The sequence below is a fragment of the Streptomyces phaeoluteigriseus genome, assembly GCF_001896135.2.
Lineage (GTDB): Bacteria > Actinomycetota > Actinomycetes > Streptomycetales > Streptomycetaceae > Streptomyces > Streptomyces phaeoluteigriseus.
Map to the genome: position 1 here is coordinate 1 of NZ_MPOH02000072.1, position 11105 is coordinate 11105.

Consider the following 11105-nt stretch of genomic DNA (forward strand, 5'->3'; position numbering starts at 1 on the left):
ACCACATCGCTGCGCGATGTGCAAGCGAACACCCGCGCTGCGCGCGGGTGTTGCGCTCCCGCTCCGCGTGAGCGCTGCTGTTCGCTGCGCGATCAGCTCACCGGCCCGGCTGCGCCGGGCTGGTGACGCTCCGTCCGCTGCGCTCCCGGAGCTGCGGGGCCTGCGGCCCCGCAATGGCCTACGCTGCGCTTCAGCCACCAGGGGCGCTGCGCGCCCCAAGGGCCGTCCGCTGCGCGGGACCGGCCAACGGGCCTGTGGCCCGGGCAGCAAGGGTGAGGGGTGGCCGGGGCCGGTGACTCTGCATCAGGTGATGCGCCATGTAGGTTTGGCAGAACCAGGCCACCCCGTGCTTCAACTGTGAGCCTGGATTGACTCTGGAACCAGCACGCACCCATGCTCCGCATGGCTTGGCCACGCCCTCGCGCTGAAACTCTGTTGAGTCTTTTGTGTTTTTTTCGGTCCTGTGTTGGTTAAAATTACAGTGTCGGGAAGGGCGGCAACCCTTCTCGACGGTGAATTCTCTGATGGAGCGAAGGGAAAACAGAATGCAGCTCAAGCCGGTTTCTCTGGACGTCATCGCGGAAGCTCGCGAGGAGGCGCAGGCGGTCTTGGTCACCCTGATGGCGCGGCTGGCGCCGGGTGAGCACGTGGTGCGGCTCGGGGTCGACATGGAGGGGCAGGAGCAGCCCCTGAGTGCCACGCTGCCGATCACCGTGGAGGGTGACGGCGGCGGTGACGACCTGGTCGGCGCGGAGCCGAAGTGGCTGGACAATTTCGCCTTCCTGCTGACGTGCGGGCTGGCGCAGACCCTGTGCTCGGGCGTGATGTATCTGCGCTCCACGGACACGGACGGGCAGGCCACCGTGCGGGCCTGGCACCTGTGCTGGGGCGCTCTGCACGAGTGCCCGGCCGCCGAGGCGACCGAGCTGCTCGGCGGGCGTGAGCCGGGTGTCTACCTGGACGCCTTCGGCCTCCACGAGGACGACGGCAGCGAGGCGGTCTACCCGCCGGTCGCCTACACCGTCCTGTAGGCCCTGCGGGCCCGGGGTGGCTCCCCGGGCCCGGTCCCTGCCCCGTTGACCCGCCGGGGCGCGGCAGGGTCCTGCGGATGGCGACCCGGTACTCCTGCCGCACACAGCTCCCCTCCCCGGCCGGTCAACCCGGGGAGGGGAGCGCAGCGGACCGTGCCTCGCCGGGCGGGGAGCGCAGCGGACCGCCCACCCCATTGCGGGCGGCGCAGCCGGTCCGCTTTTTCGCTTCCCCAGGGCGCGCAGCGCCCCGGGACACCCGCTCCGCGGGGGAAAGGGAGAAAGAAATGAATTGCTGCGCATGAGTGTATTGCTGCGCCGCGCTCGGATTGCTTTTTCTGGTGGCGGCTCGAATCATCGGAAAGTCGTTTAGGAAATGAGAACTGGCGGAGAATGTGGATACGAGCGGGTCGGCAAACCCTCTCCGGCATTCTCCGCCAGCTGTTCTCTGATGGAACTGTTCTAGTGTACGGGAGTTGGATAGTCGTGATGCTGCGCTGCGCACAGGGCGAGGGGGTGTCGGTGGTCGGCGAAGTCGGGGGGTCGCGTCGGATCGTGGACGGTCGGTGGGTGGTGAGCCGGGCGTGGGTTGGCAAGTACACCGGGGCGTCGGCGGCGACGGTGAACCGCTGGTGTGTTCAGCGTGAGCGGTACCCCGAAGGGCTTCGGTTCCCTCAGGTGGCGTGCACGCTGAGGCGCACCCACTACTACGTGCAGGAGGACGTGGAGGCGTTCTGGGCGGCCTGGAAGGCAGACGTCGGCACCGGCCGTCTCGGAGCTGCCGGACGGCGTCCGGGAGACGGGCGGGGCAACCACGGCGGCGGACACGGCCGCGCACACCGGGACCGGGCCGTCGCTGTCGTCCTCACCGAGCTCCGGCAGGCCGGCGGGTACCGCCGGGGCATGGCCGCACGGCTGACGCGTGAGCACGGCGGCGGTGAACGCAGTTGGCAGCGCGCTGTAACCGAGGCCCGCGCCCTGTACGAGCACGGCCAGGACCAGGACGCGGACGGCCAGGACGGCACGGAGCCGGTTCCGTAGCCGGAGCCGGAGCGGGAGCCGGTTCCGTAGCCCGCGCTCAGACGTCCCGCGCAGCCGCGCCCCGGCCGGCGCCTGCTTCTCCTGGCGTGCCGCCTCGTGCGGCGCAGTAGCGCGGAGGCCCGCCGACGCGCAGCAGGACCAGGCCCCGCCCGATCCCCCGGCCGCACACCCACCGCCCGCCCCTTCCTTCTTTCCGGTCCGGGGACCAGCGCAGGGGGTAGGCAGAGGGGGATGTCGGGCTCCCGACCACAGCCAGAGAGGGTTGGTGAGCTGCAGATATGCACGGTGGTGCGGGAACGGGTGCGGACAGTTGTGGGAGGGGTTATCGGCAGGGATTACAGCCCGGTCGCTGGGGGTGTTGTGGGGTTGTGACCGCGGTCGGCCGGGTCCGCATTCAGCAACGAAGGCCCCCGGAACCTGTGAGTGGTGACCTTGCGTGTTCTTTTCCGGACGTCTCGTGAGGGTGGGGCGTAGGTTGGTCCTGCCTGCCCGTGGGGGGCTGCGGCTGCACGTGGATTGAGGGGCTTGGATGGCGCGTTCGGTGCGATGGGTGATCACGGTGCTAGTGGCGGCAGTGGTGTTCGGGGTGTGTCTGTGGGTGGGCCGGTCGGCGTCCTTCGGGTGGATGCCAAAGGAGGAAGCGAACCGGTGGGTGGTGGCGACGGCTTTCGCCACCGTGATGGCCACCGTGGCGGCGACGGCGGCCGGCTGGTGGGCAGCACACGAGCAGCCCGCTACCGCGGCGCCGCCGGCTGAGCGTGTGGTGTCGCAGAAGGCCACGGCTTCCGGCCAGGGCCGGGTCAACCAGGCCGGCGGAAACCAGAACGCCCCTTCCTCACCCGCGGCGGGTGCCGGTGGCGGGCCGGGGCGGGTGGAGCAGGAGGCGGAGGCGTCCGACAGCGGGTCGGTCAACCAGGTTGGCGCAGACCAGCACACCAGGCCGGGCAACGATGGCCAGCAGCAGCCCTAACGAAGACTCCGTGTCCCAGCGGGCCACCGCTTCCGGGCACGGGCAGACCAACCAGGTCGGACGGGACCAGTACAACAACATCACGACGACGGTGCTCGGGCCGGGAGCCGGTCCGGCGCCGCGGGCCGATGCCGGGCTGCCGCTCGCGGCCGACCTGGTCGGCCGCGAGCGGCATACCAGCGAGCTGCTGGGCGTGCTCGATCCCGGTGGAGCGGGGCCTGGGGTGGTGGTGGTGACCGGGCTGGCCGGGGTCGGCAAGACCGCGCTGGCCCTGGACACCGCCCAACGCGCCCGGGCGTGCGGCTGGTTTCCCGGCGGGGTCCTATTCGTTCACCTGCGCGGCTACGACCCCGCCGGCCCTGTCACGGGAGGGCAAGCGCTGGAGACGCTGCTGCGCGCCCTCGGCGTGCGGGACGAGGACCTGCCGCCCACGCTCGCCGAGCAGGAGAGCCTGTACCGGTCGGAGCTGGCACGCCGTGCGCAGGTGGGACCGGTGCTAGTCGTTGCCGACGACGCCTCGGCCACCGCCCAGCTGCTGCCGCTGATGCCGGCCTCTCCCGGGCACCAACTGCTCGCCACCTCCCGGGACGCCCTGACCGGACCCGGCTTCCCGGGCCGCCTGATCAGCCTGGACCAGCTTGATGTCGAGTCCGCTGCCGGTCTTATCGCCCACACCCTCACCCAGGTCCGCTCCGACGACTCCCGCCCCCGCCAAGAGCCCGCGGCGTTGCGGGAGGTGGCTGCGCAGTGCGGGGGTCTGCCGCTGGCGCTGACCATCGCCGCTGCCCAGCTCACCCTGGACCCCGGGCTGCCCATCGCGGACCTGGCCGCGAGTCTCGCCGACACACGGACTCGTCTGCGAGCCCTCCGCTACGAGGACCGCGACGGACGGTCACTGGGGGTGCAGGCGGCTTTCGAGTTGTCCTACCAGCGCCTGGAGGAGCGGCCTGCGGGGCTGTTGCGGCTGTTGTCCCTCAACGCAGGCCCCGACATCTCCACCACTGCCGCCGCTGTCCTCACCGACGAGCCGCTCCCCGCCACGCGGCAGGGGCTGGCCGCTCTGGCCCGGGCCGGGCTGATCGGCGAACAGCCCATCGGATCCAACCGCTGGCGCATGCACGACCTCACCCGCCTCTACGCCGACGAACTCTGCCACCGCCACGACGACGGACCACCTCGCCAACAGGCCCTCGAGCGTCTCCTGGAGTACTACCGAGCCACCGCCGACGCCGCCGACGACCACTTGCGCGCACTGCCCAGACAGCCAGTTCCCGACCTCTTCCCCAATCGCACCGCTGCACTGGCCTGGTTTGACACCGAACACCCCAACCTCACCGCAGCGGTGCCTCTAGCAGCAACTGCCGACCAGAACGACTTGGCACTCTCCCTGGCCGAAAGCCTGGTCGTCTACCTACGCGAACGCCGCTTCTTCCTCGAGGCCGTCACCACCGCAGAACAGGCCCTCACCACAGCGCGCGAGCTCGGTGACCGCCACAGCGAAGCCATAGCACTGGACAACCTCGGCACCGCCCTAGACCAGGTGCGGCGCTTCGAGGAAGCCATCACCGCCCACAACCAAGCCATCGACATCTGCCGCGAGCTCGGCGACCGCCACAGCGAAGGCCAGACGCTGAACAACCTCGGTCTCGTTCTGCGGCAGGTACGGCGCTTCGACGAAGCCATCACCGCCCACACCCAAGCCACCGACATCTGCCGCGAGTTTGGCGACCGCCACAGTGAAGGCATAGCACTGAACAACCTCGGTATTGCCCTGCAGCAGGTAGGCCGGTTCGGCGACGCCATCACAGCCCACAATCAAGCCACCGACATCCACCGCGAACTCGGCGACCGCCACCGCGAAGGCCTGGCACTGAACAACCTCGGCACCGCCCTGCGGAAGGTGCGGCGCTTCGACGAAGCCATCACCGCCCACAAGCAAGACCTGGCCATCTGCCGCGAACTCGGCGACCGCCACGGCGAAGGCATAGCCCTGAACAACCTCGGCCTCGCCCTGCAGCAGATGCGGCGCTTCGACGACGCCATCACCGCCCACACCCAAGCCGCCGACATCTACCGCGAACTCGGGGACCGCCACGGCGAAGGCCAGACACTCAACAACCTCGGCCACGCTCAGAGTGAGATGCGGCGATCCCGTGGACTGCCGGCCCTCTGGCGAAGGATCACGCGCTGAATGGATCACGTCCCCGGAAACCTCATAGAGCCGGTCTGGCCTTGAAGGATCGCAGTCCCGGAAAGGACGACAAGCTTCCGCTTCGTACATGGTGTGGGCCTCGGTCACAGCACGCTGCCAGCCAGGATGTGTTGTCGGCGGGAATTACGGCCTGGTTGCCGGGGGTGTTGTCGCATCGTGACCCTGGTCGGGCCTGCGTCGTCGGTGGTCTGGTCGGGGCCGGCTGGTGCGCTCGGTCGTACGCGCGGCGCCGAAACAAGAAAGTGCGCTGCACCGTACGGGCGGGAGCGGACGGCGATGGTGTTGGCGGATGTGGACGCGGGTGGCGGAGACCGGCTGGCGCTGGCAGTGCTGGTGCAGTACCGGATGGCGACGACCAAGCAGATACACCTGGTGTGCTCGCCAGACGTCCGGATCGAGCAGAGCAGGCGGCGCCTGGCCAAGCTGCGCGGTGAAGGGCTCGTCGATCAGGTCACCCTGCCGCAGGCCGGCCGGACACGCGTGTGGTTTCCCACCGCGTACGGGGTTCAGGTGGCATCAGCCTGGCCGGAGTTGCGGGGTAGGCGGGCATCGAGGACGGTGTCGGACCGCACCGCGGTGCGGTTGCGGGTCGGGCACGGGCTGACCGTGACCGAGACCGGCCTGGACTTCCTCCACGACGCCCGCACCCGCGGGGACGTATGCCGGCCGCTGGACTGGATACCGGAGGTCCACCACCCCCTCGGCGGGAGTGAGGCCGTCATCCCCGACGCGCTGCTGTACTACCGGCGCGGCCGCGAGGGCGCGGAGGGGGTGATGCTGCGCGCATTCCTCGAGATCGACCGGGCCACCATGGGACCGGAACGCCTGGCGGCGAAACTCGGCGCCTACGCCCGCCTGCACTCCTACACACCCCAGCCAGTCGGGCGACGGCCCTCAGCGGTGCAGGGGCTGGCGCGCGAGGAGTGGCGGCGGTCCTACCCGCTGTTCCCCCGGGTCTTGTTCGTCCTGGACGGCACCGGGCCGGCTGGCATCGCCACGCGCATCGACGCCCTGCGCGCAGCCGCCACCCAACCCGCAGTCGCCGCCTTCCTCAGGGACGTTCCCGTCCTGGCCGCGCCACTGACCGATCTGCTCCAGCACAGGCCGTCCGAGGCCGTCTGGCACCCTGTCCACGGCTCTGGAGAGCGCGTCGGGTGGATGTAGTAGGACCGCCACCTCTGACCGAGCAGCCGCAGCCTCTGCGCAATGGCCCCGACCACGGGCCCGACCACAGCAGGTCACCGCCATTGCGCAGACCAACCAGTGGTTGCGCAGCCATCGATGTCGAGCAGCTGACGGACGGCCACCTCGTGGGTTGGTCTGTTATCCGTGTGCGCCAGGGCCTGCTTCGGGCATGGCGGTGTGTCGTCACATGGCCTGGTGGCCGGCCGCAGCTCCGCCGGGGTCGTCCGCGAGGACGATGGTCGCGGTGATCCGCTTGCCCACCGGTTCCCGGTGGACAGCGAAGCTCTGGCACACCGCCATCACGATCTCCAGGCCGTGCTGGCCGACCCGCTCCGGGTCGATTCCCCGTACGGACGGCAGCGTCGTACTGCTGTCCCACACATCCACCCGCACCGCTCCGTCCGTGACCTCGAGCGTCAACAGACACGGGCCCGGCGCGTACTTGCGGGCATTGGTCACCAGCTCACTCACCACCAGCTGCACCACCCCCATCGCCCGGCTGGACACCGGCAAGCCGTGCACCGCCTGCACCGCCTGCACCGAGGTGAGGAAATCCCGGGCTGCGTCACGGGCTTCACATTCACCCGCTTACCCCTGAAACATCAACACACTCCACCCCCACCAACCACCCCCAACGGACGCCCCAGGCGGCCCTGCAGAACCCGACAGCCAACCGGGCCGCAGCCCTGCGCAATACCCCCGCCACAGCAGGCCACCGCCATTGGCCGCTGACGCGTCGGCCTGGTCGCGTCGCGCGGGTCCGGGCTGTGAGGCCTGCGCAACGGCCATTGCGCAGCTGGTGCTCAGCGGTTGTGCAAGAGACGGTGCAGCCAGTGCGCAATCGCTCAGGTGGGGCCGGACCGACCACAGCAGGTCACAGCGTTGCGCAGACCGGGCCAGGCGGTTGCGCAGCCACCAGCCTCGCGCGGTCGGCCGTGACTGCCCTTCCGCAGAGGGGCGTGCGCTGTTCATCCAGTTGCGCAGCATGAGCGGGGTCGGCCATGGCTGCGCAACGCGGCGCTGCCGGCCAGCTCACCGAAAACCGCCAGACCCGGGTCCTGGTCCCCGTTGGTGAGCGCCAGGTCCTCAACTGACATGCGGTCGGGCTGGTGACCTGGGGGTGCGCCCCAGGCACCAGCGACCATGCCATGCCCCGACGGGCACGAAGAGAGACCGCCGGCCCCGACCACAGGCCCGACCATGGCAGGTCAGCGCCTTACACGAGGCAGAGCGGCTGAAGGCGTACGCACATCGCGGTGGCGCAGTGCTCCCATGGGTCCGTGGCGGCCGCCGCCTGCTGCGGCTGCTAGCGGGTCACGTCAGGCGGCAGGTCTGCCAGCTGCGGCCGTCACGCACCAGCGCCCCGCGCTGTTCCAGGTTGGCCAGGTGATAGGCCACCGACGCCGTGCTGCGCATCCCGACCTCGCACGCCAGCTGCCGCACCGACAGAGCTTCTCCCCGGTCCTGGATGGAGCGGCGGATCACGCGGAGGATCTCCTCCTCCCGCTCGGTCAGATGCTCCGGCCGCCGGTTCACCACTGGCGCTCCAGCGCCCGGCCCTGACGGCGCAGCTCCTGGCGGACCGCAGGTACGACCACGTCCTGGCGAGACCAGTACGGGTGCCAGCACAAGCGGGCAGAGAGCACCTGGAGGCGGTGGCGCAGCGCCGTCGGCCGCGCCGGGTGCGGGGCGGCGAGCGCGTCGTAGGTGCGGTACCAGTCCGCCTGGAGACGGACCAGATCGTGGGGGAAATCAACCGTGGGGGCCATCCCCTCATTAGTGCACGTGTTCGATTTCCCCGCCAAACGACACACCCTGAGACCCCGGCGCTGGATCAGCCCGGCCAGGAAGGGTTGCGGAGCTAGCAGCGCGATGGGGTAAGGGCGCGCACCGCTATCGGGCAGGCACTCGACTCCCTAGGACCGATCGGGAGCAGATCAAGGCGTTGGGCGGGCAGGAAGTTGCCGCTCCCCCGGCTCTCAAGACCGCCCAGCCCACGGGCGGTAGTGCCGGCCGATCAGCGGGGTTGCGCGGCTAACCGCCGCTCCCCCCACCATGCCGACCACACCCCGCACCGCCCCGCTGCTGCCCCCTGCCCTGTCCCGCAGCCGAAGGGGTGACCTGCCTGCCCGCGCCCTACTCGCACCGCCAGGAGCCGACCGTGAACGCCTCGACACTCCCCAGCCTCGTCCCCGGACTCGCCGCCGCAAGCACCGCCCTGGCCGACACCCCCTGGTGGATCACGGTCATCTTCCTGCTCCCGGCGCTTCCCGCCCTCGCCTCCGGCATCGCCACCCTCATCACCGCCCGCTCCGACGCCCGCACCCGCGCCATGTGGGACCGCCACGAGGACACCTACCTCACCGACCCCGACCGCTACCGAGCCGGCCTGGACCACATCGCCCGCGTCCGACAGAGCCTCGCCGTGCAGCCCTCCGTGCCGGCACCGGACCCCGCGACACAGGGCCAACCACCGGCCGAACCCTCCCCCGCCCCGCCATGACACCACCCATCGAGAAAAGCGGGCACCGATGCCTAGAATCAAAAATGTGTTCGATGACCTGCCGCATGATGTGGACCGGCTGCAGACCCTGCGGGTCTGGCATGCCATGTGGCTGGTCCGTATCGACGCGAAGATCGCTGGCCTGCAGCAGCGGCAGGCGGAAGCCGAGCGGGGCCGGCGCGACCGGCCGCAGCCGCCGGAGTGGGTCGTCGAACTCGGCATCGGCACCGGCCGGCCACCCCTGCAGGTCCACGCCGGCGACTGCTACATGGCGGGCAAACGCCGCCGGGCGGTCGGCCGCGACGAGGCCCGCCGTCTACTGGCCGACGGGCTGCAGGCGTGCACGCATTGCCGGCCCGACGCACAGCTGGACATCATCGACTTATCCGACGGCAGCACCTACCCCCGATCCTCCCGCCGCCTGAAGGACACCGTCGATGACCCTCTCTACCCCGCCACCGGTGAACGAGCCCGACCCGTCCGCGCTGGTCTGCCTGGGCAGCCAGGTCGGCCCGTGCGCCATGTGCCAGCGCAAGACCCACAAGTACGGCCGCGGCGGCAGCCCGCTCTGCCAGTGGTGCATGACCCCCGTCATGCAGGCATGGGGCACCACCGTCCGGCACACCAACACCCGCACCTAGACCAACCCGCCCACGAGTGCGCCGGCAGGCGGCATCGTCAGTCTGCCGACGGAATGCGCGCGGCGATCTCCTTGGACAACCCGTCCGCCTCGGCCGCGACCGGGCCACCCTCCCGTGCGACCGTCCGCAGCACTCTGAGCAGGGCGTGGGCCTCCCCCAGCGTCAGCAGAGGGAGCCGCTCCTCGCCGTACTCCACGGGCGCGAAGTCGATCTCATCAAGGTCAAGGTGCGCGTAGTCGTCCATGACCGGCACAACACCCCCAGCCCCAGCGCAGTCACGGATGCCGGAAACACGTGCAGCCCCTGCCACGGTGAGGACACCGGGGCAGGGGCTGCGACGAAGAGTGTGGTCGTGAAGGGCGGTCGCCTACGCGGCGAAAGACTGTGCAGGGCTTCAGCCGAACGATCTTCCCTGCAGGCTATAAGTGAGGCCCGGGGACACTGTCCCCTCCACAACCACACCCCTACAACCCACCCACCCCGCCCAGCACTTCCCACCCCCGAGCCGGGCAGGACGCGGGCTCCCGCCCCGGCTCGGGGGACACAGGGCGGGAGCCCGTTTCATATTCTTCTCTCGAGGCCGGGCTCGGATGCATCAGGCGCTGCGTGGTCTGCGGCCCGCGGTCTTCTTCGCCGCTGTCTTCTTCTGCGCGGTCTTCGCTGCGGTCTTGTCGGCCGGGGTCTTCTTCGCAGTCTTCTTCGCCGCGGTCGTCTTCTTCTTCGGCAGGTCGTGGACGTCGGCGTCGCCCGTCTCGCCGCGGGCGGCCTTCGCCCGGCTCACCGACTCCGTCAACGCCGCCATCAGGTCCAGCACCTTGCCCGGCTCCTGCGCCTGCGGTGCCTCCGGGAGCGGCTTGTCGCCCTGCTTGGCCTCGATCACCTGCGCCAGGGCATCGGTGTAGGTGTCGCGGAACTCCTCCCCCTCCAGGTCGTCACGGGACATGGTGTCCATCAGTGCCAGCGCCCCGTCGATCTCTGCCTGCGAGATCTCCACCGGCGGCGGCAGCAGCTCGGCCGGGTCGCGGATCTCGTCAGGCCAGCGCATCGCATGCAGAACGATCACCTCGTCGCGCACCCGCAGCAGCCCCAGCCGCTCACGCCCCGACCAGGCGTACTTGGCGACCGCGACCTTCGCCGACCGCGCCAGCGCCTGCCGCAACAGCTTGTACGGCTTCGCCGCCACCTGCCCCGCCGGCTGCAGGTAGTAGCCCTCCCCGATCCGGATCGGATCCACCGACTCCAGCGGCACGAACGCCTCGATCTCGATCGACTTCGCCGTCGGCAGCGGCAGCTCCCGCAGCTCCTCGTCACTGATCGGGATGACCTGCGTCTTGGTCACCTCGTAGCCCTTGCCGATCTCCCCCTGGCCCACCTCCCGGTCCTCCAGCTCACACACCTTCCGCGTGCGGATCCGGCCGCCGTCCTCCAGGTGGTACTGGTGGAAACGAATGCTGTGGTCCTCCGTCGCACTGACCACATTGATCGGCACCGTGACCAGGCCAAAACTGATGGCACCGGACCAGAT

Annotated in this window: 11 protein-coding genes and 2 pseudogenes; 8 read left to right on the plus strand and 5 right to left on the minus strand. The window is 70.1% G+C overall.

Annotated features, from left to right (window positions below; translation table 11 throughout):
* Positions 1-545 precede the first annotated feature (545 nt).
* The 5 genes from BM536_RS38875 (at position 546) to BM536_RS38900 (ending at position 6415) form a co-directional block, all read left to right on the plus strand.
* Positions 546-1031 carry a hypothetical protein gene (locus BM536_RS38875; RefSeq protein ID WP_073499044.1) on the plus strand — a complete coding sequence of 162 codons (486 nt, stop codon included), beginning with the start codon at positions 546-548 and terminating at the stop codon, positions 1029-1031.
* Between the two features lie 675 nt (positions 1032-1706).
* Complete coding sequence (locus BM536_RS38880; RefSeq protein WP_073499046.1) at positions 1707-2069, plus strand: hypothetical protein; 363 nt, start codon at positions 1707-1709, stop codon at positions 2067-2069.
* A 529-nt stretch (positions 2070-2598) separates the two neighbouring features.
* Positions 2599-3039, plus strand: a complete 441-nt coding sequence (locus BM536_RS38885) for a hypothetical protein (protein ID WP_094104103.1) — start codon at positions 2599-2601, stop codon at positions 3037-3039.
* 10 nt (positions 3040-3049) lie between these two features.
* The gene (locus BM536_RS38890; protein ID WP_158086601.1) at positions 3050-5230 is read left to right on the plus strand and encodes an ATP-binding protein; all 2181 of its coding nucleotides are present in this window, start codon (positions 3050-3052) and stop codon (positions 5228-5230) included.
* A 297-nt stretch (positions 5231-5527) separates the two neighbouring features.
* Complete coding sequence (locus BM536_RS38900; protein WP_073499051.1) at positions 5528-6415, plus strand: replication-relaxation family protein; 888 nt, start codon at positions 5528-5530, stop codon at positions 6413-6415.
* Between the two features lie 204 nt (positions 6416-6619).
* Here BM536_RS38900 and BM536_RS38905 read toward each other — a convergent pair.
* The 3 genes and pseudogenes from BM536_RS38905 to BM536_RS38915 form a co-directional block, all read right to left on the minus strand.
* A pseudogene (locus BM536_RS38905) lies at positions 6620-7012 on the minus strand (ATP-binding protein); the annotation flags it as partial.
* A 738-nt stretch (positions 7013-7750) separates the two neighbouring features.
* Complete coding sequence (locus tag BM536_RS38910; RefSeq protein ID WP_073499058.1) at positions 7751-7972, minus strand: LexA family protein; 222 nt, start codon at positions 7970-7972, stop codon at positions 7751-7753.
* Positions 7969-8205, minus strand: a complete 237-nt coding sequence (locus BM536_RS38915) for a hypothetical protein (protein ID WP_073499053.1) — start codon at positions 8203-8205, stop codon at positions 7969-7971. Before BM536_RS38915 ends, BM536_RS38910 begins: the two co-directional genes overlap by 4 nt.
* Before the next feature lie 392 nt (positions 8206-8597).
* Here BM536_RS38915 and BM536_RS38920 point away from each other — a divergent pair, with 392 nt between their 5' ends.
* The 3 genes and pseudogenes from BM536_RS38920 (at position 8598) to BM536_RS38930 (ending at position 9580) form a co-directional block, all read left to right on the plus strand.
* On the plus strand, positions 8598-8939 hold the full coding sequence (locus tag BM536_RS38920; protein WP_143651177.1) for a hypothetical protein: 342 nt from the start codon (positions 8598-8600) through the stop codon (positions 8937-8939).
* Between the two features lie 106 nt (positions 8940-9045).
* Positions 9046-9300 (plus strand): annotated as a pseudogene (locus BM536_RS43790) (DUF6233 domain-containing protein); the annotation flags it as partial.
* Positions 9301-9376: 76 nt separating this feature from the next.
* Positions 9377-9580 carry a hypothetical protein gene (locus BM536_RS38930; RefSeq protein ID WP_094104106.1) on the plus strand — a complete coding sequence of 68 codons (204 nt, stop codon included), beginning with the start codon at positions 9377-9379 and terminating at the stop codon, positions 9578-9580.
* A gap of 37 nt (positions 9581-9617) precedes the next feature.
* On the opposite strand, the gene BM536_RS38935 is transcribed toward BM536_RS38930, so the two are convergent.
* Positions 9618-9824 carry a DUF6417 family protein gene (locus BM536_RS38935; protein ID WP_094104109.1) on the minus strand — a complete coding sequence of 69 codons (207 nt, stop codon included), beginning with the start codon at positions 9822-9824 and terminating at the stop codon, positions 9618-9620.
* A 351-nt stretch (positions 9825-10175) separates the two neighbouring features.
* A partial coding sequence (gene ku / locus BM536_RS38940; RefSeq protein ID WP_245874045.1) for a non-homologous end joining protein Ku occupies positions 10176-11105 on the minus strand: 930 nt, incomplete at its 5' end.